The sequence below is a fragment of the Streptomyces sp. NPDC052396 genome, from assembly GCF_044593195.1.
Taxonomy (GTDB): domain Bacteria; phylum Actinomycetota; class Actinomycetes; order Streptomycetales; family Streptomycetaceae; genus Streptomyces.
Map to the genome: position 1 here is coordinate 21,606 of NZ_JBIUAW010000015.1, position 22,054 is coordinate 43,659.

The 22,054-nt window shown below is 68.0% G+C and carries 27 protein-coding genes and 2 pseudogenes; 22 read left to right on the forward strand and 7 right to left on the reverse strand.

Going from position 1 to position 22,054, the window contains the following annotated elements; all coding sequences use genetic code 11:
* Positions 1-212: 212 nt before the first annotated feature.
* The 3 genes and pseudogenes from ACIHFE_RS29735 to ACIHFE_RS29745 all read right to left on the reverse strand — a co-directional run.
* A pseudogene (locus tag ACIHFE_RS29735) lies at positions 213-506 on the reverse strand (DUF4158 domain-containing protein); the annotation flags it as partial.
* A 320-nt stretch (positions 507-826) separates the two neighbouring features.
* Complete coding sequence (locus ACIHFE_RS29740; protein WP_400111452.1) at positions 827-1,273, reverse strand: hypothetical protein; 447 nt, start codon at positions 1,271-1,273, stop codon at positions 827-829.
* A 269-nt stretch (positions 1,274-1,542) separates the two neighbouring features.
* Positions 1,543-2,232, reverse strand: a complete 690-nt coding sequence (locus ACIHFE_RS29745; protein ID WP_400111453.1) for a TetR/AcrR family transcriptional regulator — start codon at positions 2,230-2,232, stop codon at positions 1,543-1,545.
* Between the two features lie 165 nt (positions 2,233-2,397).
* Between ACIHFE_RS29745 and ACIHFE_RS29750 the strand changes: the two genes are divergently transcribed.
* The 4 genes from ACIHFE_RS29750 to ACIHFE_RS29765 all read left to right on the forward strand — a co-directional run bounded on the left by ACIHFE_RS29750 (position 2,398) and on the right by ACIHFE_RS29765 (position 6,265).
* A complete protein-coding gene (locus ACIHFE_RS29750; protein ID WP_400111455.1) occupies positions 2,398-3,309 on the forward strand; it encodes an MFS transporter in 912 nt (303 codons plus the stop codon).
* Complete coding sequence (locus ACIHFE_RS29755) at positions 3,291-3,854, forward strand: MFS transporter (RefSeq protein ID WP_400111456.1); 564 nt, start codon at positions 3,291-3,293, stop codon at positions 3,852-3,854. The genes ACIHFE_RS29750 and ACIHFE_RS29755 overlap by 19 nt, the downstream gene beginning before the upstream one ends.
* Before the next feature lie 41 nt (positions 3,855-3,895).
* Entirely contained in the window at positions 3,896-5,047 is a 1,152-nt protein-coding gene (locus ACIHFE_RS29760; protein WP_400111458.1) for a macrolide family glycosyltransferase, read from the forward strand.
* A gap of 306 nt (positions 5,048-5,353) precedes the next feature.
* Positions 5,354-6,265 carry a recombinase family protein gene (locus ACIHFE_RS29765; RefSeq protein ID WP_400111460.1) on the forward strand — a complete coding sequence of 304 codons (912 nt, stop codon included), beginning with the start codon at positions 5,354-5,356 and terminating at the stop codon, positions 6,263-6,265.
* A gap of 487 nt (positions 6,266-6,752) precedes the next feature.
* Here ACIHFE_RS29765 and ACIHFE_RS29770 read toward each other — a convergent pair whose 3' ends face one another.
* Entirely contained in the window at positions 6,753-7,058 is a 306-nt protein-coding gene (locus ACIHFE_RS29770; protein WP_400111462.1) for an AAA family ATPase, read from the reverse strand.
* Positions 7,059-7,320: 262 nt separating this feature from the next.
* Complete coding sequence (locus ACIHFE_RS29775) at positions 7,321-7,566, reverse strand: DUF6193 family natural product biosynthesis protein (RefSeq protein ID WP_400111598.1); 246 nt, start codon at positions 7,564-7,566, stop codon at positions 7,321-7,323.
* A 58-nt stretch (positions 7,567-7,624) separates the two neighbouring features.
* Between ACIHFE_RS29775 and ACIHFE_RS29780 the strand changes: the two genes are divergently transcribed.
* From ACIHFE_RS29780 to ACIHFE_RS29805, 6 genes are all read left to right on the forward strand, one after another.
* Positions 7,625-8,230, forward strand: a complete 606-nt coding sequence (locus ACIHFE_RS29780) for a recombinase family protein (protein WP_400111464.1) — start codon at positions 7,625-7,627, stop codon at positions 8,228-8,230.
* A 2-nt stretch (positions 8,231-8,232) separates the two neighbouring features.
* A complete protein-coding gene (locus ACIHFE_RS29785) occupies positions 8,233-9,738 on the forward strand; it encodes a S1 RNA-binding domain-containing protein (protein WP_400111466.1) in 1,506 nt (501 codons plus the stop codon).
* Positions 9,656-10,315, forward strand: coding sequence for a hypothetical protein (locus ACIHFE_RS29790; RefSeq protein WP_400111467.1), 660 nt, complete (start codon positions 9,656-9,658; stop codon positions 10,313-10,315). Before ACIHFE_RS29785 ends, ACIHFE_RS29790 begins: the two co-directional genes overlap by 83 nt.
* A gap of 74 nt (positions 10,316-10,389) precedes the next feature.
* Positions 10,390-10,698 (forward strand): hypothetical protein, encoded by a 309-nt coding sequence (locus tag ACIHFE_RS29795; protein WP_400111469.1) that lies wholly within the window; start codon positions 10,390-10,392, stop codon positions 10,696-10,698.
* Positions 10,699-10,730: 32 nt separating this feature from the next.
* On the forward strand, positions 10,731-10,934 hold the full coding sequence (locus ACIHFE_RS29800) for a hypothetical protein (protein WP_400111471.1): 204 nt from the start codon (positions 10,731-10,733) through the stop codon (positions 10,932-10,934).
* A 118-nt stretch (positions 10,935-11,052) separates the two neighbouring features.
* Positions 11,053-11,223 carry a hypothetical protein gene (locus ACIHFE_RS29805; RefSeq protein ID WP_400111473.1) on the forward strand — a complete coding sequence of 57 codons (171 nt, stop codon included), beginning with the start codon at positions 11,053-11,055 and terminating at the stop codon, positions 11,221-11,223.
* Between the two features lie 48 nt (positions 11,224-11,271).
* On the opposite strand, the gene ACIHFE_RS29810 is transcribed toward ACIHFE_RS29805, so the two are convergent.
* Positions 11,272-11,964 carry a hypothetical protein gene (locus ACIHFE_RS29810; RefSeq protein ID WP_400111475.1) on the reverse strand — a complete coding sequence of 231 codons (693 nt, stop codon included), beginning with the start codon at positions 11,962-11,964 and terminating at the stop codon, positions 11,272-11,274.
* A gap of 124 nt (positions 11,965-12,088) precedes the next feature.
* Here ACIHFE_RS29810 and ACIHFE_RS29815 point away from each other — a divergent pair, with 124 nt between their 5' ends.
* The 7 genes and pseudogenes from ACIHFE_RS29815 to ACIHFE_RS29845 all read left to right on the forward strand — a co-directional run bounded on the left by ACIHFE_RS29815 (position 12,089) and on the right by ACIHFE_RS29845 (position 17,920).
* A complete protein-coding gene (locus ACIHFE_RS29815) occupies positions 12,089-12,403 on the forward strand; it encodes a hypothetical protein (protein ID WP_400111476.1) in 315 nt (104 codons plus the stop codon).
* A gap of 78 nt (positions 12,404-12,481) precedes the next feature.
* Positions 12,482-13,575: pseudogene (locus ACIHFE_RS29820) on the forward strand (IS630 family transposase).
* A 63-nt stretch (positions 13,576-13,638) separates the two neighbouring features.
* Positions 13,639-14,277: a hypothetical protein gene (locus ACIHFE_RS29825; protein WP_400111478.1), complete on the forward strand. Its 639-nt coding sequence runs from the start codon at positions 13,639-13,641 to the stop codon at positions 14,275-14,277.
* Positions 14,278-14,941: 664 nt separating this feature from the next.
* The gene (locus ACIHFE_RS29830) at positions 14,942-15,298 is read left to right on the forward strand and encodes a hypothetical protein (protein WP_400111480.1); all 357 of its coding nucleotides are present in this window, start codon (positions 14,942-14,944) and stop codon (positions 15,296-15,298) included.
* Between the two features lies 1 nt (position 15,299).
* Entirely contained in the window at positions 15,300-15,689 is a 390-nt protein-coding gene (locus tag ACIHFE_RS29835) for a hypothetical protein (protein WP_400111482.1), read from the forward strand.
* 192 nt (positions 15,690-15,881) lie between these two features.
* Positions 15,882-17,417 (forward strand): peptidoglycan-binding protein, encoded by a 1,536-nt coding sequence (locus tag ACIHFE_RS29840; RefSeq protein ID WP_400111484.1) that lies wholly within the window; start codon positions 15,882-15,884, stop codon positions 17,415-17,417.
* Positions 17,418-17,431: 14 nt separating this feature from the next.
* Complete coding sequence (locus ACIHFE_RS29845) at positions 17,432-17,920, forward strand: protease inhibitor I42 family protein (RefSeq protein ID WP_400111486.1); 489 nt, start codon at positions 17,432-17,434, stop codon at positions 17,918-17,920.
* A 34-nt stretch (positions 17,921-17,954) separates the two neighbouring features.
* On the opposite strand, the gene ACIHFE_RS29850 is transcribed toward ACIHFE_RS29845, so the two are convergent.
* A complete protein-coding gene (locus ACIHFE_RS29850; protein WP_400111488.1) occupies positions 17,955-18,641 on the reverse strand; it encodes a Holliday junction resolvase-like protein in 687 nt (228 codons plus the stop codon).
* 316 nt (positions 18,642-18,957) lie between these two features.
* On the opposite strand from ACIHFE_RS29850, the gene ACIHFE_RS29855 reads away from it, so the two are divergent.
* The 5 genes from ACIHFE_RS29855 to ACIHFE_RS29875 all read left to right on the forward strand — a co-directional run bounded on the left by ACIHFE_RS29855 (position 18,958) and on the right by ACIHFE_RS29875 (position 22,023).
* Positions 18,958-19,254 (forward strand): DUF1778 domain-containing protein, encoded by a 297-nt coding sequence (locus tag ACIHFE_RS29855; RefSeq protein WP_400111490.1) that lies wholly within the window; start codon positions 18,958-18,960, stop codon positions 19,252-19,254.
* Positions 19,251-19,637 (forward strand): fic family toxin-antitoxin system, toxin component, encoded by a 387-nt coding sequence (locus ACIHFE_RS29860; RefSeq protein ID WP_400111491.1) that lies wholly within the window; start codon positions 19,251-19,253, stop codon positions 19,635-19,637. Before ACIHFE_RS29855 ends, ACIHFE_RS29860 begins: the two co-directional genes overlap by 4 nt.
* Before the next feature lie 514 nt (positions 19,638-20,151).
* Positions 20,152-20,931 (forward strand): hypothetical protein, encoded by a 780-nt coding sequence (locus ACIHFE_RS29865; RefSeq protein WP_400111493.1) that lies wholly within the window; start codon positions 20,152-20,154, stop codon positions 20,929-20,931.
* A 146-nt stretch (positions 20,932-21,077) separates the two neighbouring features.
* Entirely contained in the window at positions 21,078-21,293 is a 216-nt protein-coding gene (locus ACIHFE_RS29870) for a hypothetical protein (protein WP_400111495.1), read from the forward strand.
* Between the two features lie 94 nt (positions 21,294-21,387).
* Positions 21,388-22,023: a hypothetical protein gene (locus tag ACIHFE_RS29875; protein ID WP_400111496.1), complete on the forward strand. Its 636-nt coding sequence runs from the start codon at positions 21,388-21,390 to the stop codon at positions 22,021-22,023.
* The last annotated feature ends 31 nt before the right edge of the window (positions 22,024-22,054 follow it).

A 22,054-nucleotide genomic window follows, 5' to 3' on the forward strand; every position in this document is an offset into this window, starting at 1 on the left:
GAGAGCACCGACTCGATCTCGTCGTCATCCTCCTCGGCGCTCTCGCCGTCCACGGCCGCGGCCTCATCCTGCCTGGTGGCGTCGCCGTCGGTGGTCGGGTCGGTGAAGACCAGCGCGTCCAGCCGGCGGGGACACTCCTCTTCCCGGGCGAGGCGCGCGGCGACCTCGGCGACGGCCCGCTCGTCGGCCTGGTGCATCGCGGATCGGATGATTGAGGTGACCTGGTCCGGGGTCGGGGGCTCGATCAGCTCATGCCGCATCTGCCGGAACAGCTCGGCCCGTACCTGCTCCTCCCGCCGTTCGTCGTGCCAGATCGCGTCCACCAGGTGGGAGACGAGCTTGAGGTGATCGGTCATGGTGCACTCGTGCCAGCCGGTCAGCTTCCGTAGCTCGGTGCGGTGGCGCTGGGCGGTGCGGTCGGTGAAGTCGTAGAACCCCAGTTGAGAGGCCGCGACCCCGGCCTGCTTGGCGACGTGCTCGACCGCGTCGGGCGGCAGCTCCAGACGGGTCTTGGGGAACCCGTCCGCGCCAGCTCAGGAACTTGAGCTGGACGGCGAAGCCCAGGCGCGTGGCCCGTAACCATCCCGCCTCGTCGCCGGACAGGGTGAAGTGGTCTACCACCCCGTCCAGACCCAGATCCCGCCCCACACCAGCCCCTTCCGTCACCCCCGTGATCGGCATACGGGCTGGACGGTAGAGGCGGCGCTGTACAGCGGACGCGGGAATCCGGGAACCGCCCCGGCACGGCGGACAGACCTGATAAAAGGACCGGCCTGCGCACCGCGCCGGATGCCCGCGCCGGTGTCGAACCGTAGTCAGGTGAGATTCACGGGGCCAGGCGCAGGTTCCAGCCGCTGGTGCCCTGGCTGTCGTCGTAGCGGACGAGGGCCGGGGTGTAGGTCTCGGGGCCGGGCGCCCCGCCTTCTCCCATGCGTCCAGCCAGCCGCGCAGGGTGGTGAGGGACGGGGAGTCGGGGGCGTCCGCGTGGATGGTGCCGTCCTGCTGGAGGACGGCGGCTGTGGTGGGGGTGGTGTGCCCGATGGCCCACAGGTCGGGGGCTGAGCCCGGCCATGGTCAGCTGCGGGTCGCCGGTGGCGGCGGCGAAGGTCCGCCAGGACGGCCAGTCGACCTCCGGTCCGTTGTACGGCTCGGTGTGCGCGTTCTTGAGGAGCAGGTTGAGGGCGGTGCGGGCGCCGGTGTGCCGCCAGCCGTCGCGCTCGCGCCAGGGGATGGAGATCCAGGAGGAGGCGGGGACGCGGTTCTCCCAGTCCACCCAGCGGCCCGGCAGGTCGCCGCTTCGGCGAGTACTCCACCCACGAACTCGATCTTGAGCCCGAGGCGTACGACCCGCACCTGGACGTCGACTTCAGCCCGCTGCGAGGTGATCCGCCCGGCGCGGACGGCTATCGCCAGGCGGCTTGATCCGCTGGGCGGTTGCGCGGTGGCGCCATCGAAGAACGGCGTCATCAGGGCACGGGCCTGTCCAGCGGTGCGGGTGGCTGACGCGGATGACGGTGCTGGGCTGGTCGGCGGCTTTGGGCGTCACCCGTGGTCGTCGTGGCTGCCGGATTGCTGCGTGCTGAGGCGTTCGAGTAGTCGGGCGAGTTCGGTGGCGTAGCGTTCGATGACCTCGGGGGAGGTGGCGTCGGCGCCGAACAGGCCGCGGGCCATCTGCGGGTAGACCGCCAGAGCGTTGGCCGCGCTCATGATGGTGAGCAGCAACGTGGCCGCATCAATCTGGTCGTCGAGTTCGCCGCTTTGCTGGCGCGCCCGAATTCGTTCCATTTCCTGGTGCAGTCCGGCGTTGCGTTCCTGCGCCTCTTCGCCGTCCTCGCCGCTGTCGGTGAGGCCCTCCCAGGCGAGCAGGCGTCCGCCGAGGCGCGGGTCGGCGCTCGCCCGCACATACCGCTTGATCATCTCGGCGAAGGGCGTGCCTGCGGGGATCGCCTCGGCCTCGTGGGCGCGCCAGCGGCGGCCGAGTTCGGTGTACAGGCCTTGCTTGCCGCCGAAGTAGTAGGAGATGAGCTGCTGGTTCACCCCGGCGCGGCGGGCGATCTCGGATACCCGGGCGCCGGCGAAGCCGTTGGCGGAGAACTCCGTCATCGCCGCGTCGAGAATGCGCCCCTTGGTGCGCTCGGGATCGCGCTGGCGTTTGTGCGGGGCCGGGGTTCGGCGGGCCGGTCGTGGTCGGCCGGGTGCGGCCTCGCCCTGCGTCCTGCGGTGGGTGCTCATGAACCCCATGCTGTCACACACCCGAGTGGATTAATCATCCATCTGTTTGACAGTTGCATGTGTCTGGGTGACTCTGGTGGTGGAAGACGGTTCGGATTCATGTCCGGACCGGCCAGAGCGCCCGCGGTGACCTCCGTCACCGAGCGCATGTTGAAGGAGCGACTCATGTCCAGTGCGACCGACCGGGGGGTCATTCCCGCAGCGCCGGCGGTGCCGCAGCCATGTCCCAAGCGGTGGGCTGCGGCCATCGTCATGATCGTTGCGGCATTGCTGGACCTGATCGACGCCTCGATCGTGAACACCGCGCTGCCGTCCATTGGCCGTGGCCTGTCCGCTACAGCGGCGCAGCTGGAGTGGACGGTGTCCGCCTACATGCTCGGCTTCGCCTCCGCGCTGATTGCCGCGGGGCACCTGGGAGACCGGTTCGGCCGCAAGCGGCTGTTCCTGGCCGGTGTCGCCGCCTTCACCCTGGCGTCCCTGGGCAGCGCCGTGGCCACCGACCCGGGCCAGCTCATCGCTACCAGGGCGGTGCAGGGCGTGGCCGCAGCGATCATGCTGCCGCAGGTGCTCGGCTCGCTGCGGACGATGTTCGACGGCGCCGAACGCGGCAAGGTCTTCGCCGTCTACGGGATCACCGCCGGCGTCGCCAATGCTGTCGGGGTGCTGCTGGGCGGCGTACTGACCGACTGGGATGTGTTCGGCTGGGGCTGGCGCACCGTCTTCGCCGTGAATGTCCCCGTCGCCGCCCTGGTACTGCTGCTGGGCGCCAAGTGGGTCCCCGACCTGCGCAAGCGTGCCGACGGACCCTTGAATGCGGGCGGCAGCCTGGTGCTGGCCGCATCCCCTGGTGGCGATCGTGCTGCCGCTGGTGGAGGGCCGCTCCAACGGCTGGCCGCTGTGGGGCTGGATCTGCCTCGCCGCCGGCGTGCTCGCTCTGGCCGCCGTGGTCGGCTGGCAGGGCATGCGCCGCGTGGATCAGCCGCTCCTGCCGGTGGCGCTCTTCACGAACCGGGCCTTCAGCGCGGGCCTGCTGGCCCAGTTGCTGCTGGGCGCAGGGCATGGCCGGATTCTTTCTGATCTTCACGATCTGGCTGCAGTCCGGGCAGGGCTACACCCCCGCCCAGGCCGGGCTGCTCATGGTCGCCATGAGCGCCGGCGCGTTCATCTCGGCGCCCCTGGTCGACCCCCTGGCTGCGCGGTTCGGCCGCTACGTGCTGGTCGGCGGCAGCCTGGCGATGGCCGGCGGCCTGTGGCTGCTCACCCGCACCCTGGACCACACGGGCGCCCAGCACACCGGGGCCTGGCCCCTGGTGCCCGGCCTGCTGGTGGCGGGTATCGGCCTCGGCTTCGTGATCGTTTCCCTGGTCAACATCGTGCTGACCGCCGTGCCCGGCCACCTCGCCGGCGGGGCCTCCGGCATCTTCTCCACCGCCCAGCAGTTCGGCAGTGCCCTCGGCGTCGCCATCATCGGCAACGTCTTCTTCTCCCACGCCGGCAAGGGCCTCACCAACGCCATCACCCACGCCGGCCCCTGGGCCATCGGCGCCTTCATCGGCTGCGCCCTGCTCTGCCTGGCCCTGCCCCGCACTCGGCTCGTCCGCCACGACGACATGGCCCACTGAGCCCAACTGCCAGACCACCCGACAATCAAGGAACGAGCATCATGGCGCACATCGCCTTCATCAGCCTGGCCGAGTCCGGCCACCTCAACCCCACCCTGCCGATCGCGGCAGAGCTGGTCGCCTGCGGCCACCGCGTCACCTTCCCCGCCGACGACGCGATGGCCGCGCGTATCCGCGCCACCGGCGCCCAGACCATCCCCTACGTGCCCGCGCCGGCCGAGACCATCGTGATCGACAGCATGGACGCCGCCGCCCGCGCCACCCTCAACATGCTCAAGCAACTCGAACACGCCCTGCCGCAGATCGAGGCCGGCTACGCCGGCGACCACCCCGATCTGATCGTCAACGACTGGCTCGCCTGGGACGGGCCGATGCTCGCCGCCAAGTGGCACACCCCCCGCATCCAGTCCTGGTCGTCCTTCGCCGCCAGCGAGGGCTACGACTTCGGAAAATTCATCGTCGACATGTTCGCCGGCAGCTCCTCCAAGGCGGAGTTCGACACTCTGCTCACCGCCATCCTTGAACGCCACGGCATCCCATCGATGGAGCTGCACGACTTCTACAAGCCGGCCGATTTCAACCTGGTCTACCAGCCCAAGGCATTTCACGTGCACAACGAGACCTTCGACGACCGCTACGCCTTCGTCGGCCCCACCAACCTGCCCGAGCCCCAGGACTACACGCCGCCGGGCCGCCCGCTGGTCTATGCCGCGCTGGGCACCATCATCAGCGATCCGGACTTCTTCCACACCTGCGTCCAAGCCTTCGCCGGCCAGCCCTACCACGTCGTGCTGTCCGTCGGCCGCGCCATCGATCCGGCCGTGCTGGGCCCGCTGCCCGACAATATCGAGGCGCACCAGTTCGTACCCCAGACCTCCGTTCTCGCGCATGCCGACGCCTTCGTCACCCACGCCGGCATGAACTCCACCATGGAAGCCCTCGCCGCGGGCGTGCCAATGCTCGCCCTCCCCTACACCCCCGAACAGCAGACCACCGCCGAACGCATCGCCGAGCTCGGCCTCGGCCACACCCTCACCCCCACCGACGCCACCGCCGACCAACTCCGCACCATCGTCGCCGACCTCCTCGACGACACCGTCACCCGGCAGCGGCACACCGCCATGCAAGAAGAGGTCCGCAGGGCAGGCGGCGCACCCGCAGCCGTCGACGCCATCGAAGCCCGGCTGCCCTGATATGCGAGGGCCTGGCAGGAGTCGCCGGGCCGCCACCGGCGACCGGCCGGCCAAACGCCGTTTCGGACGCAGAAGCGCCCGGACCGGCAGCCCACCTCCATCTCGCGCACCCGTACGGGGGTACAACCGGTGCCCCTGACCGCCCACCTGTCGTCATTCGATCGAATGACGACAGGGCCCGTGTGCGTCCAATGGACCGCGGATTCTCGGGGCTCGGGACGCCGCCGATCCAATCGGATCCGATGGCCCTTGGTGACAGGGTTTGATGACGGGTAGGTTCTGTCCTCCGTCAGAAACGGGCCCTCGGTGGCGAACCTGGTCTACAAGAGGGTCTCGACCGACCAGCAGTCGACCGCCCGCCAGGACCTCGTCCTGGCCGAGGCCGGGATCGAGGACCCGGTCGTCTTCGAGGAGGAGCCCGGCACCTCCAGCCGCCTCCACCCACTGGAGCGCCCGAGGTTCGGCAAGCTGCTCGACTACGCGCGGCCGGGCGACACCGTGCACATCTCGGAGATGTTCCGCCTGGTGCGCGGCAACCAGCACATCCTCGATGTCCTCGAAGTGCTGCACCGCGACCGTCTCGCGCTGCGCATCCACGGCGGCGCGTTCTCCGCGATGGACCTCACCGCCCGCCACCCGCGCACCGGAGAACTGCTGTCCACCGTGAAGTTCATGGTCCAGACCCTCGCCGCCGCCGGCGAACTCCAGCGCGACCTCCAGCGCGAGCTGACCTACGACGGCCTGCGGGCCGCCGAGGCCAAGGGCAACAAGGGCGGACGCCGCCCCACCCTTACCGGCGAGACGATCGCCGACGTGCGCACCGCCTACCTGGAGGGCCAGTCCATCGCCGCCCTGGCCCGCGAGCACAACGTCAGCCGCGGCGCCGTGCGCACCGCAGTCGCCGATCTTCTGGCCGAGCACGCCGCCGACGAAGTTGCCCCAGCCCCGGAGCTGCTCGTCACCCTCGACATGCCCGGCAAGGTCGCCGACTTCCTCCGCGCCGCCGAGCTGGACGACGCCGAGCGAGCCGCGCTCGACCACGGCCAGGCCGTACGGCGAGGCCAGGGCTACACCCTCCGCGTCACCGCCGTGCCAGCGGTCCACCGCCAGCTCCTCGACCACTGCCTGCCCCTCGACGGCACCGCGGCGGTCCCGGCCCAGCGCAAGGCCCGCCGCGAGTACGAGAACCGCGTCAGCGCGTTCGGGGCCGCCAACTGAGATCACGCACTGTCAAAACTTCTGACAGCAACGCCGGTTCTCTGGTCCGTCCCTACCGGACCCCCCAAGGCTCTGGAGGCGGAGTTGCTCGGGCCTGGACACCCGGTGTACGACCGGTACATCAACCAGCCCGACCCGCTCGCCAACGACTCCCGCAACAGCATCGCCTACGGAGACCTCCCCGAGGAGGCGCCCTTCCGCACCCGCGACTGCGCGTGCGGCTGCGGCGAAATCACCACCTACGACTTCGTCCCCGGCCACGAACTCCGCGCCATCCAGGCCCGCGTCCGCGAACACTTCGGCGGCTCCGCCCTCGCCTTCACCACCTGGCTCGACACCGAGCTCCCGCCCGGGATCCGCCGCCGCGTAACGGCAGCCCCCTCAACGCCAGAGGACCCCGGCCGCGACGGCCCGGTTCCTCTCTCGCGCAGTGCGCCTTCGGTTCGAAAGCTACTGGCGGGTTACTTGTCGGTTGGTTCGCCGCTCGTTAACGGCACCCCTCTTCCAGGCGTCGCCGGTCCGCCTGAAGCCACAGGCCGTGGTCCAGGACGACTTCGTCCCCGGCGGCCAGGTGCTCGGCGAGCCGCCGGCGGATGGCGTCGACGGCGGGGCGTTCGCGCTCGAAGTAGGTGTATTCGAGGTAGTCGACGCCGTAGCGGCCGTGAAGGCGGTGGACCTCCTCATCGATCGACAGCCGGACCATGCCGCGGTCGGCGAGGGCCTGGGCGAGGGCGGTCTTGCCGGAGCCGGTGATGCCCACCAGCAACACCGCCAGCGGCTCGCGTGCCGTCACGTCCACCTCTCCCCCTCTCGGCCGGGTCTCGGCCTCCATTCTCGCCGACCAGCGCCGCCTACCGGCGGGTGTTCGCGGCAGGCGGGCGCCAGCGCGTGACGATGGTGCGGGCCTCGGTCGCCCACCCGGCCGGCAGCCGGTCCAGGGGGCCAGCAAAGGTACGTGCACAAAAGGGCCATGACGTGATCTTGAAGTGGAGACCTGTACGGACGGCCCGCCCTCGCAGCCGTCGAGGCCGGGCCCTACAGGTCAAATGGGGTGGTCAGCAGCTGACCTGATCGTGGGCGACAGCCGGGTCGAGCCCTGCCGGGAGGTTGTCGACGACGAGGGCCACCGCGGCGTCCGCGGTGTGGGCATACCCAATGACCTCGGAGCCTCGAGGTTTGCGGACGCGGAAGCGTCCGTCATGGAGAGGTTCGACCGAGGGTGCCTGGACCGACCACGGGTAGCTCGTGTAGCTGCTGAAGTACAGGCTGAAATGGCTGGTGAAGGGGTAGAGCTGCCGCAGTCATTTAGGGTGTCCGGTGATCGGTACGCTGAGCGGAGGCTTACCGTACGCTCCGGGCATGAGTGAACGCGTCGGCTACGCGAGATGCAGCTTGGACAAGCAGGACCTCACCGCCCAGCGCGAGATCCTCCTCAACTTGGACGTCCCGGAGGACCGGATCTACCTGGACCACGGACTGACCGGAACCAACCGCGACCGGCCCGGCCTGGCTCAGGCCCTCGCGGCGGTGCGCGCCGGCGACACTCTCGTCGTCCCGAAGCTCGACCGTCTCGCACGCTCGGTTCCTGACGCGCGGGACATCGGCGACTCGCTCACCGCCCGAGGCGTAAAGCTCTCGCTCGGCGGCACCCTCTACGACCCTGCCGACCCGATGGGCAAGATGTTCTTCAACATCCTGGCCACGTTCGCCGAGTTCGAGGTCGACCTGCTGCGCATGCGCACCCGCGAAGGCATGGCAGTAGCGCGGGCCAAGGGCAAACTCAAGGGGAAGCAGCCCAAGCTCACCGCCCGTCAGCAGACCCACCTGGTTCAGCAGCACCAGTCCGGCGAGCACACCATCGCCGACCTCGCCGAGCTCTTCTCCGTCAGCCGCGCCACGGTCTACCGCGTCCTTGAACGCCACCAGACCCCGGCAGCAGCGCCTTCGACGTCCGGCAGGCAGTGACCGTGCTGCCCTACGTCTACCGGGTCACCAAGTACGACCCCGCCGACCGCAATCAACACGGCCACTACACCGGCACCGAGTCCACGATCAGCGACCACGGACCGGTCGAAGCCGCCTACCTTCAGGCCATCGCCGCCTTCGCCGAGGAAACCGGCGTCGATCGATTGGCCATCCGCGAGCCGCAGATCGGCGGTTTCGCCCACTTCAGCTTGGAGCCACCGGTGGACGGCTGCGGCCTGGCAGGCCTGTTCCCGGCTGGCCTCAGCGGGTTCCACGACGGTGCGCTGGTGCCGATCGCCGTCGGCCTGGAACTCGTTCGGGCCATGCTCCGCGACAACGGCGCCTGGTGCCGCCTTGAGACGGACGGAGCGTTCGCCGTGCACGTCGGCTGGGACCAGTACCTCTATGTCGGCAGCTGCCTGCCCTGCGAAGCGGCGTTGGCCCGCACTCGCTCGCTGGGACTGTTCCCGGAACACCTGGACGCGTCGCCGTACGACTTCGTCCCCGACGACCCACAGCACGTGCAGCGCCCGGCCGACGCTGACTTCTGGGCCCGCCTGAACTGGACGGTCAGCGCCCACCGCGCCACGTTCCTGGAGGAGACCTACGCCGCGAACGCCTCCCGTTGGCACCAACTCACCCGCGACAACATCGAGGCAGTGCGCTCCCAGCTGACCCCTCGCGCCCAGCTGGCGGTCTGGCCGGACCTGCTCACCGACGTCGACGCGGCCATGGCCTCGCTGCCCGAGGAGGGACTGGTGGAAGTCCTCTGGGAGGACGCTGACGGACGGATCAACGGCGTGATCGCGGACGAGACCCAGTTCGAGGCAGTGAGGACCCAGATCAGGGGTGCGCATGCCGCGGGCGTCGTATCCCTGGCTACTGATGAGCGGCACCCGCTGTTCACCGCCGTGCTGCCCGACAGCGACGGCGTTCTCCGCGCACGCTGGCAGACCGAGCCGACGCCCAGCGACCGGAACTGGGCGTTCCTGAAGACCCTGCGGCGCGGCCAGGTCGTCACCGGCACGGTGACGTCCATCGCCAGCTTCGGCGTCACCTTTGTGGACATCGGCGGCTTCACCGCGATGATCAACATTCCGGAGCTGTCCTGGCGGCCGATCAACCACCCGTCCGACGTCGTCAGCGTCGGCCAGGCGATCACGGCCGAGGTCCTCGACGTCGACATGGTCCAGGAACGGGTGCCGCTGTCTCTCCGAGCAGTGCAGGAAAACCCGTGGCCGCAGGTAGCGCAGCGGATCGGGCAGGTGGTCACCGGACCGGTGACCAAGGTCGTGCCGTTCGGCGTCTTCGTACGCATCGAAGGCCGAGAGGACGGCTTCGAAGGGCTCGTGCACACCAGCGAGTTGGATGAATCGACCGGAGGTGTCGTCGAGGTCGGCGACGCCCTTACCGTAAAGATCGTCGATGTCGATCTCGCCCGGCGTCGCATCGCCTTGTCTCAGACGCAGGCCCGCACACCCCGCCATCAGGGAGATCGCCATTCCTGACGAAACGGCTGCCCACACGCCCAAGGACGACACCCTTGGACCCGCGTGGTGGACAGAGGACCCCGAGCGCTGGGACCTCCTGCAGTTCGAAGCAGCCTACGACGAGGCTGGCCTGCCCCTGGACCGGTGGTGGAAGGACCGCAGGGACGTCCTGGACGCGCTCATCCTCTGCCCGGGTCCGGTCGACCACGACTTCGCCCGCTTCCTGCTGGACCAGGAGATGCGGTTCCACCGCCACTGCCGGGGCTTCAGCCACACCATCGAGGCCGCCGCGCTCCTGCTCGCCGAGCACCGCCGGCCCGATGACATCTGGCGCCTGTGGCAAGCGATCACCACCAGCTTCGACACTTGGTACGGTCTGCCCCACCGGCTCTTGTTCGCCGGGGGAGGAACGACCCGCACGATCGACTACGTCGTCAGCTCCGGCCACGAACAACAGGTCAACCTACTGGGACACCTTCAGGGACTCGCCGAGGCGACCGACGACGACGTCACCACGCTCCTCGCGCAACGCCGCCGCTACTACGCCGACGTCCTCCGCGAGCCGGGCACGACCCCGGAGTCCGGCGATAGTTGAGGAGCAGACGGCGATGCCCCCATGCCAGCTCCGGGCGATATCGCCGCCTGGCCCGCGGCAGTCATCATGGACCGGTGATGACGTGGATGCGCTGCTACTGGGACGAAGAAACCACCTGGTTCTACTTCGAGGTCGATGCCGAAGGCTGGGTGACCCGGCAGGTCGAGCTCCACGGTTCTGAGCTGGCCCCGATCGTGGCTGCCTCCCTGGAAGAGTGGCAGCGAGCCCAGCAGGCAGGTGACCTGGCCGAGTACGAGAAGAAGTACGGAGTCACCGCAGAACTCCCTGTGTCGCAGTGGGAGAACTACGAACCTGACCAGCTGACCTCGCAAGAGTTCGAGGAAGTCTGGGATGCTGCCCGTCGGGAGATCGCAGGCCGCTGACCCCGAGTTCGGGTCGATACTCTGTCGGGCTTATGGAACAGCTGCCCGAAAGCGTCGATCGCGACATCGTGAACCACCGGATCATCTTCGCCATCAAGGCGACCCGTGAGGCACGCGCCTGCACCCTCCACGAAGCGCTGGATGTCTTCGCCGAACGCTACGAAGAGCTCCGCCGGGATCGCCCGGACGACTTCACGGTGTCACGTGAGGACTACGGCCGGGGCTTCTACTCCTAACCCGGGAGCAGAACGCGGGCAGCCGTGAAACAGGTCGTCAGATCGGCCACGGAGAGCTATTTGTCACTTCGCGGCAGATTCGGGAGTGCAGGGCCTCCTCGCCGACCACGGCCTTCCCGTGCAGACCCGGATCACCGGAGCCCTCGTCCTGCTCTACGCGCAAGCGCTCAGCCGCGTCGTCCGGCTCACCATCGACGACGTCATCAACGACAACTGCCTCGTGCTGCTACGGCTCGGCGAGCCGCCATCCCCGGTCCCCGAGCCGGCCGCGGGCCTCCTGCTCCGCTGACCGCCCCCGCCGCGAACAGCGCACGCCGGAGTGGCCCGGCGCCTCTGGTCAGGCTGTGAAGGCTGCTGTCACGCGGGCCTGGTCCTGGAAAGTGAGGGCGAAGGCGTTGCCTGGGTTCCGGCAGGAGTGCGGGCCGTCATCCACCCGAATACCGTTCAGGGTGGTCCAGTTGGACGGCCCGGTTGGGCCCTGGTCCTCAAGGAGGGCAGTGGCGAGTTCCTCGGGGGCCTCGGCGAAGGTGAGGGCGCTGAGGGCGGCCGCGAGACGGGGGACCCCGCTGTCCGGGACGGCATGGTCTCCCAGAGCCGGCAACATCAGCAGGAGCCGGCTGTGGGAGTCGGTGGTACTGCCGCCGGGCAGAGCGTTGTAGGACGCGGCCAGCAATTCGGGCCAGGACAGCGCGGGCCCCGTGAAGTGCCCGTCGTCCGTGGCCAGCAGCACGCCGTCACCACTGGGGCCGTGCAGGAGATAGTCGACGCCCGGGTCGTCCTCCCACATGCGGCAGACGACATGAAGGAGGTGCCCCGCGGCCACCGGCACCGTGAAGACGGGCCACTCCCCCCGCTCTATCAGCTCACGGTGGAACGCCTCGGCTGCCTCGTAGTCCGCCCCGAAGAGCAGTTTCTGCGTGTCCTCGCCACGGGCGGAGGAGGACAGGTGGCCGGCCCAGAAGAGAGGTTCGTCCAGCAGTTCCGGCCGGTGGACAAGCGGACGGCCGCCGTACCCGGGTATCTCCATCACGGTGATCATTGTGCCGCCCGGCCCCCGCCCATGCCCGGTACGGGGCGCGGTGCTCCAAGGGCGGCGTTGTCCAGTGCTGTGACTGCATTGGTTCGCCCGGGTGGGATCCGGCAGGATCTCGCGCATGTTCGAAGAGAAGCTTGACACGCTCTTGCAGATGATGGCCGAGCACAAGGCCATGCCGTTCCCGCCAGGCTTCCGCAGCCTGGACATCGAGGACCAAGACATGGTGATGCTTGATGCAGACGTCTACGGCTACGCCTTGGGCGTTCTCAAAGGCCCGCTCGACGAACAGCGCGGTAAAGGTTTGATCCGGCTGACGGCGGTGTTCGAGAAGGTTCTCCCGGCGATCGGCGACGAGTACGCGACCAGGTACTACACGCACGTGCTCGACATGGCTGTGCTGGCCGCCGAAGTCGAGGCTCTGCGCGAGAAGTAGGCCTCTGAAGGTTCGCCCGGCTCGAGGTCGCGGCGGTTGGATGTGCGGTGACGTCCAATCCGACCCGCTGGAGGCGCGGTGGCCGAGCCTGTCCCTGTGCACAGGTTGACCGACCAGGAAGGGCAGAAACCGCAGCAGATCGCGCGCCGGGGCAGCACCAGTTCGGTGCGGTTCCGGCGCGCGATGATGCTGCTGGCCTCGGCCGGCGGGAACCGGGTCCCGGTGATCGCGAAGCTCGTGCAGGCCGACGAGGACACCGTCCGCGGCGTGATCCACCGCTTCAACGAGATCGGCCTGGCCTGCCTTGACCTTCAGTGGGCGAGAGGCCGTCCCCACCTGCTCAGCCCTGACGACGAGGACTTCGTCATCCAGACGGTCAACACCCGCCCGATCAAGCCCGGCCGGCCCTGCACCTGCTGGTCCATCCGTAAACTCGCCGCCTGCCTGCGGAAAGTGCACGGCCGCGTGATCCGCATCGGCCGCGGGGCGTTACGCTGCCTGCTCGCCCGCGGTGGCATCACCTTCCAGCGCACCAAGACCTGGAAAGAATCCCCCGACCCCAACCGCGACGCCAAGCTCGACCGCATCGAGGAAGTTCTGGACCGCTTCCCGGACCGCGTGTTCGCGTTCGACGAGTTCGGGCTCCTCAGCATCCGGCCCACGGCCGGGTCGTGCTGGGCCGGGCAGGGCCATCCGAAGCGGCACCCTGCCACTTACCACCGCACTCACTGGGTGCGCTACTTCCCCGGCTGCTACTCGATCGGCGACGACAAGCTGTGGGGCGTCAACCGCCGCAAGAAGGGCACGCCGGCAACACTCTGGCCGCGCTGAAGTCGATCCGGGCCGCTCACCCGGACGGCGCCCCGATCTACGTCATCTTGGACAACCTGTCCGCCCACAAGGGCGACGCCATCCGGCGCTGGGCAAAGAGGATGCGGGTCGAGCTGTGCTTCACCCCGACCTACGCGTTATGGGCCAACCCGATCGAGGCCCACTTCGGGCCGCTGCGGCAGTTCACCATCGCCAACTCCAACCACCGCAACCACACCACGCAGACCCGGGCCCTGCACGCCTACCTGCGCTGGCGCAACACCAACACTCGCCACCTTGACGTGCTGGCAAAACAACGGCGGGAACGCGCCCGCATCCGTAGCGAGAAGGGCATCCGCTGAGGCGGGCGCCCTCTCAAGATCGCAGCCTGACCAACCTGCGGTCACAGCACTAGCTTGGCCCGTATGGGGATCACCACCGCCTGGGCCATCAGCGCGCACAGCGACGCGTTCATCGAAGAGCTGGCGCCGCGCATGCGGCCGTTGCTCGAGGCAGAGCGTGGTGACCCGGTGGCGCGCGAGCGGTGGCAGCGCTGGCAGAAAGAGCCGTTGCCGGACTACCACACCTGGCGGACCATCGAAGCCGGATCACCAGACGCCAACGCCATCAACTCCTTCCTGGAGCTGACCGCCTCCGGGCGGTACATCCAGGACATGTACAACGGCAGCGGCCGTGACGACGACTTCTGGATCGTCGAAGACGTCTGGCAAGCGACCCGTGACCCCGAGGAGATGTTCCTGTCCATACAGTCCAAGACATATGCTCTGTCGGCCTTCTTCCACGCCATCGGACCGCACCGCGCAGCACTTTTCCCCGGCTGGTGCGGCAGCTTCCTGCTCACATCCGCCGAAGTACGCGACACCCTCTCACGGGTGGAACAGGCGCTGGCCTTCACCGACGAGGAACGGGCAGCGACGATGCGCCAGATCTGGCTCGATGACAGCCCGGACGACGAGAGTGTGCTGGACGGGCCTATACGGCAATGGCGGCAGGCAGCCCGCACAGGCCTTGGCCTGTGCGGCATCTCACTGACGATCCACTGACCCGGCCCCCCGGCTGCGGCAAACGACGAAGCAGAGAACGGCAATTGTTCGATGTGGTGCACCTGAGCAACGACGATTTCGACCGGGTGACACCCGAGGCCATTGGACGGCCGGTGGCCGGGCGGAGCGCATCACAGAGCTCGGCCTGGCTCTCACGGCCCAGCGTGGGGAGCTCCAGCAGCGCCCGGGTGGACGGGAACGGAACCTGAACCACGTGCTGCGCGTGCGGGCGAGAGCGTCGCGGCTGACGGTGTCGAGCGGGTACCACCGCGAACGATGACTGAGCGGTGAGGTGACTCATCCACGCAGTCTGCCGGGATGGCTGTTTGGCATCAGCAAAGGCGCGGTCGAAACGGCAAGCGAAAGGCCAAGTTGTCTGCCGCTGTCTTTGTTCGAGGCGCCAACTGCCCGGAGGACGGCGCTGATGCACGCAGAGGCGGGCATGGCCGACGCGGATGTCCGTGCTCGGCAGGCCTGGGGGTTGATCAGCTCCGGAGCATGGCAACCCGCTGCCATTCGTACCCCGTCCCCCACGCAAGCTGAGCCAGGCCGGCTGCCAACGGCTCACTCGGCCTGGCGACCCCTTCGGTACGCTCACTGCTTGACGTGAATCGATCAAATCGACCAGGCAAAGGGACTTGATATGGGCGAGGGTGGCGGCCTGGTGCCGAGCTTGAGGGTCGACCACGGCGGGGTGCGCGACCAGGGCGACCAGTTGCACCACGCAGCCGAGGACCTGGCGGGGGTCAAGAAGGCCCTGGGAGGCGACCATGGCGGCGGCATCCTGGATGTGACCGGCATGGTCGAAGGGGCCGTTGCGTCTATGCAGTTCGGGGAGTACGCGGGCGCTGCGTTTCATGCTTTCGCCAAGGCATGGAACGCCGAGTGCGCCGCCCTCGAAGGTGCGCTGCGCGAACTGCACGGGGCGCTCAGCGTCAGCAGCCGTGACTACCGCCATACCGACGTCAAGATCAAGGGCGATCTGGAGACCGTGGCCTATACCCGACAGGGACAGTCCTGAAGTGACCCACCAGAACCTGACCGACGCCGAACTCATCGCCCTCGATGTTCCCCTGATGATTCGTTATGGGCTCCGTCTCGGTGCAGTACACCGCACCGCGCTGTTCGGTGACGGGGCCGTTGCCGCCGCTTTGATGGCTGAGCGCGAACAGGTGCTGCCCCGATCGCTGAGCTATCTCGGTGAGGTGGTGCGCCGTGCAGGGCTGCGGGCGGCATCCGGTCTGCCCGAGCCGCTACCGGGGATCGAGGCGGCCGCGATAGCCCGGGAGTGGCTGGTCACCGCTGCCTCGGTGGCCAAGGGCATCGATGACGACGAGACCATGGCCCGCTGGTTGGAGGCCGTCGCCATAGTGCTTGCACTGCGGGCTCGAAGCTCTGGGCCCCGCCCGTAACCACGCCATGGCCGCCGCCGCTGCAACCCAGGCGGCCGACAACGCGGATGAGTGCGCTCGATCCCCCTCCGGTACGCTCATCCCGGCGTGAACGTGTCACGTCAAGTCCTGCCTTGGAGAGTGGATGGTAACCGGCCTCGGCACAGGTGATTCCTTACGGCCGGACCGTGCGGCCAGGGCGGGCGGGCGAGTATGACGAAGAGCCCTGTACAGGAACTGACGAAGCTGCACGAGCACGTGGCGAAACTCTCCGGTTGGAACCTGCTGGAAATCCAAGTGGAGCTGGCCGACGCCATTGCCAAGGCACAGCAGTACAAGGCCCCTATGGGAAACCCCGAGCACATCGAGACCGTCTCCAGCAGCTACCGACAGGCCGCTGTCACGGTCGATACCGTGTCCGTCGGCGTGAGCGGAATCGCCACGGCAGGTCTGCCGGCTTCCTGGACCGGTCACGCCGGGGAAAGCGCCGCTGAAGCGATAGGTGCGGCGGCCCGCGATGCGGAACGCATGGCCACAACCTTCCAGGAGGTGGCCCCGGTTCTGTTCCACCTTGCCGACGGCATCCGCCAGGCCCAGGCCCAGCACACCAACGGCCGCCTCGCCCTGGACAGTGCCCTTTCCCTTCTCGCCGAGCACTCCGATGCCAGACCGGACGACCTGGTCCGCGTCCGCAGCATCGCCCTCGACGGCATCGGCCAGCTCCTGCAGGCGGCCATCTGTGCGGAAGAAGCCGGGCAGCGTGCCGAGAAGACGCTCCACAAAATGGCCTCCCAAGCCCGCGCGGGAAAGCTGGGCGGCCCCGGACTGACGGACACCGACCGCCTGGTACTCGCCGACGCCGCCAACCCCACCGGCCCTCACGACCTCAACACCATTCTCTCCGCCAGCGACCTTCAGCGCTCCTCCCAGTTCCGCGACCGGCTCATCGACACCGACCGAGAGGAATTCGACCATCTGCTGGCCCAGGCCCAGTCCCCCGAGGAACGGGCCTACCTGATGAAGGCCCTGGCCGCCGGCCATGACATGGCCGACATCCGCCCCTACGCCCAGGCCATCCGCGGCCATAACCGCTACTGGCTGGCCCAGCACCTCTCACCGCTCCACACCGACAGCACCACCCTCGGTGTCAACACGCCCGCCGACTTCTCCGGCGCCGCCTGGAAACAGGACGATCACGAGGGCACGTGCGTGGCCTCCTCCACCATCACGGCCCGTGCCATGGCGGACCCGTTGTACGCGCTGCGCCTGACCACGGGCGGACGCCCGGGAGACCCGAAAAGCGACAGCCCGGAGGCGTTTCGCAAACGCCTGCTGGATGAACAGCACCGAGTACACGAAGAAGGCCACGGAGGCGAACTCCCCGAAGGAAGCATGGACGGCAAGGGCGAGGACACAATCCTGCGCAAAGAGGTCTCGCCGTACTCCGCCAGCAACTACCGGACGTTCTCACCATCCAGTACGCAGGACCGTCACGACGCCCTGCCGGACATCGAGGCCGCGGTGGACGAGGGCAGGCCGGTCCCGGTCAATGTGCAGGGCCATGACGAGAAAGGGAAGTGGGTCGGCCACGCGATGCTCATCGTGGCGCACGACGGGGACAAGCTGCAGATCTACAACCCCTGGGGTCACACCGTCTGGGTCACCGAAGACGACTTCATCAACAACCACTTGGACAAAGCATCGGACGCACAGCTGCCCGAAGCCTACGAATACCGACTGCCACAATGAGCCGAACGCCCTTCATGCGATCCATATCCACCCCGTCCCGACTCCTCGCTTGCGCGGCCGTGCTGCTGATGGTGACCGGCTGCGACAGCGACGACGCCACCTCGGGGAACACCCAGTCCCTCGGCACCGTCCATCGCGACCGGATTTTCACCAACGATCCCAACCACCCGACGCCGCAGAACCGCACCGAAGGCCCCATCGAGACCGAGCACGGCAAACGCTTCTCCATCGCCATGCTTGAGAACGCCTCAGCCCGCCTGGAGTGGAGCGCCTCCGATCCCCAGCCCGCCGGATACCTCAAAGCAGCGGGGACCAGTACCGAGGACACCTCCGGGAACAAGCACGCCGTAGGCGGGGGTTACACCCTGTACTTCACCTTCCAGGGCACGAAGCCCGGCACCGCCCGTATCGTCTTCACCAACTACTGCGGCACGCACAAAAACACCGGCTGCTACTCCCCCACCCTCCAGAACACGGTCACCTACCGCATCACCATCCACTGATCCGTGACCTCGGTACCAGCTCCCCGTAATCCGCCTAAACCTCCACGTCCGGCACGGCCCCCGCCGAGTCACGGAGTCCCTCACCGCTGCCTGCGGAGATCCGCCGTACCTCCAGGAGCTCCTTCGACCGCCAGAGCTTCACCTCGCCTCCGGGACGGTATTCCAGCTTCCCGTCCTCCTCCCGGCCCGTCTTCCAGTACTCCCCGCGGGTACGGCCCTCGTTCATCGCCGCGATGACCGCGCGCTGCTCCCGGCTGAGTGCGCTGGCGCCGTACTTGACGTCGGCCAGGACCACCGTCAGTTCGTCTGGGCTACGGACGCCTTGCCGGATCTCGAAGAGGCCGTCGAGGACGAGGAAGTCGATGGTTCCGCCAACATGGACAATGTCCTTGGGGTGGTAGCCGTGATCCGCGGCGTACGGAAACGCGTTCTCGGCAATGTGGCCTTCGAACGTGCTGCGCGAGCTCCGGGCAGCCGTCCTGCCTCGTTCCGCCAATGCCTTCTCGTGATTCTGCGTGGCTATGAGGAGCTTTCGGTGGGCCTCATCGGCACGCATCTGCTGTGCCTGAGCGTCGGCTCGGGCCGAGCGGACCTGCCCGACCGCCACGGCCAACATGACGACCATCATGATGATGAAGACGGCTGCCACTTGTTCCCCCAAGTCTTCGAGGCGGCCAGTCTGGCAGCGATGACTGACGAGTGAGGCCAGTTGGCGATTCACAGGCCGTCGCCTTCGCTGACGGCGGTCTCCCACCGCTCGTCCTCAACCACGTGCTCCCCGAGACGCCACCCCGCACCGGCCGCCGTCTGGTTCCTTGCAGTGCGCCCGGCTACGGCCCCGACGGAAGCCTCCGGCATGCGCGTGACGCCCATCGCCCACCAGTCGGTGGCGGGGGCTGCCCTCGGCGAGGCCGGCACCCACACCGCAGTCAGGCCTGTCGGTGGACGCCCACCCCGCCATCCAGCAGCCGCCTTGCGGCTCACAGCCCGTAGACCCCTGCTGGCCGCAGTGCGGTATCGCTGATACCGTCGATACCATGCCTGATCCCAAAGCCATGAGCCTGCGATTCCCCGACCCGGAACAGCGCAGGGCCATCGAGGCGGCCGCCAAGGAAGCCGGCGTCAGCATGCAGGAGTACATCCTCTCGGCCGCCTACGAGCGGGCCACAGCCGTCGAGGTGAAGTACCTCGACGCGTTCAGGGAATCCATGGCCCGCAGCGGTGATGCCTTCGGCGCCGAGCCCAGCGCGTCCGACCCGTCCCCCCAGCACCGCGCTGCGGAGCAGCAGGCCCGGGCCGGCCTCGAACGGCAGGGGCAGGGCCGCGCCGCGTGAACAGTGACCAACCGCCGCTGCGGATCGACGTCCCGTTCCTGCTTCATGCCGCCGAGTTGCTTCCCGGGGATCCTCAGGTCGACGACTACGGACCGCTGTTCGGTGCGATCGCCCGCATGTACGCCAGGGCGATGGACCAGGACATCTATGGCTCCCTGCATCTGAAGGCCGGCGCGCTGCTGGTCACTCTTGTGCGGATTCCGTGCCTGGAACACTCCAACGACCGGTTCGCGTGGCACGCCGCCGAGGCCTTCCTGGCCTTGAACGGATACCGGCTCGAGTACGTGCCGAAGGATGCGGTCGTACTGGTCCGCGACGCCGCCGCGGGCACGGCCGGCGTCGCCCAGGTCGCCCGTCAGCTCCACGACTGGAGCGTCAAGTAGCTCCCTGACCCTGTAGGGCGCGGCCCAGGTGAGAGCAGGTTCCGCGCCCGGGGAAAACCGCTGCCCTCTCATTGCGTGCGAGGGCAGCGGCGTCATACCCGGCTTCGTTCTGCACCGTCGACGTGTAGTCACGCCTGGGCGCTGTCACGACCTCCGCCCAGGAGAGACCGGGCTCCCGGATCGCAAATGCCTGGGATGTTGTCCCGCAGGTGCAGTAGGTAGTCACCCCTCACATTAGTGATCACTACTGAGCCTCTGCCAACTTGGAGTCGCTGGTCAAAGGGCTGGTGTGACCGGTTCTCGGAGTGCTCGCGCTGGTCGTGGGCGGTTGTCTGACGCGTAGATCATCTGTCAGCGGTCGGCTCGCCAGCTGTTGAGGTACGCCTCGCCATCCCAACCAGGCACACGGATACGTGCTCGGGCGGCTGGGTGACGGGGCGGCGTAATGCCAACCCTCGCGGGAGGGCGGGTCCACTCCTGGGATCATGAACGCATGTCCGAGGAGTCGAACTTGATGTCAAGCCTGTGGCCGCTCGTGCCGTCCGGGGCCACCGACTGGCTGCTGGAGCTGTGCGGCGACGGCATAACCGGATTCATGCCTCCGGCGATGCCTGACGCGGTGTGGGTGCTCAACGCCATGTATGAGCACGAGCAGGGGCCGGCCGAGGTGTCGTACCACGAGTACCACCAGGCACGACTGGCAGACGGGAGCATCCCGCACGACATCGTCGCGGGCATCGACCTCGATGCCGTGGGCGTGGCCACGGGAGGAGGGCTGGGCCGCTCCCGGCACCCGGGCCCCGGCTGGCGACGGCTGCGCTGGGCCGAGCTCGCCCGGCGGACCGGCGACCCCGCCGTGCCCGACGGACTGATGCCCTCCCACCGCTGCTTTCCCTCAGCCAAGAAGGAGGGCAGCTGGCCGCTCGGCATGGTCCCGCCGACCGAGGGGAGCCTGGACCGTGAGACCTGGAACCGGCTGATCGCCCTCCTCACCCAGTACAGCCCCGCGGGCCCGGACACCCGCTGCCTGGCCTACTACAACCCGCTGATGCTCGGAGCCACCGACTTCGACAACCTCCACGTGCGTGCGGGCCGGCTCGGCGACACCGAGGCCCTCTACGACCACTCCGAGGCCGACTTCAGCCCGTCCAACCTCTGGGCCGATGACCGCTCATGGGTCCTGTGCACCGACTACGACCTGTGGGCCACCAAGGTCGCCGGGCCCCCAGCCCTCATCAACACCTTGCTGAACGACTCTGAGATCGAGGCGGTGCGACTGCCCTGGGCACACTGACAACGAGCTGCCTCGGACCCCTTCTCCAGCCCCGAAGCGCCAGCGCATTCATATATAGGTTCTGCGGGCCTGCCTGTCACGTCGCCTCACACCGTGCTCGCCGAGCCAGGAAGGCCCTACGCGAAGACGTTAGACCGAACTCTCCGGTGCAGACCGCCATCAGCCTGCTGACCATCACGAACGCGCTCGGGCTAGTTCTGGACGACCAGTCCGACATGGCCGTGCGCGACCGGATGCTTCTTCGGCAGGATCAGCTGGTGGACGAGCTGAAGGCTGCGTTGGAACTCATCGGAGACGGCGATCAGATGCCAGCTTGGGTCTGGCCTCGGCGCGGGGCGTCGCGTCGTGACAAACCTGAGTGATAATTTCGAACTGACGTGCCATTATGGCATTGGTTTCAAAAATCGCCCCTCGCGCGAGGTAGAGTTTTTGAAACCTACGTTGTGAGGAGGGGACTTGCAGAACCAGGATCCGCAGCGGTGCGCACAGCGCCTGGCGGAACTCGACTTCTCGAACGACCTCTTCCTCCGCGCCCTGGACCTGGCCGCGGAGGATGCCCGCAAGTGCACCAACTTTGATGCCCCCGCCATGCCGGGCATCACCTTCTGGAGCCGCACCAACCGGTACCTCGCGGAGTCCCTCATCCCGGAAGGGTGGGCATGGACCTCCCGTGACAGCATCCTCCGAGCCATCCATCCCAACCGCACGCACGCCGTCACGGCCATCAGCGCCTCGGGCGGCGTCGGCAACTTGAACGCATCCGTGCGGTCCAAGAACCCCAAGGGGCGCAAGATGGCCCGCCTGGTGGAGTTGAACGGCCAGCTCGCACTGGGCACTCACGACGAGGTGCTCTTCGGACGCGAGCTGGATGAAATCCCCACCTGGTGCCTGCTGTACCAGCGCAGTCACGGCGTGATGACGGCCGAGCTGTCCCTCCCGGTCAGAATGCACGGGAAGTTCGTCGATGAGTGGCAGGAACGCATACCGCTGGATCTGCCCGGCCTCAGCGACCCCGGCTTCGATGTCACCCTGCTGGATGACCCCGGTGACGACGACGGTCCGGAGGTTGTGGTGGAGTTCGTAGGAGGCTGACCGAGCCGTACATCGAAGCAAGAGTCGGAGT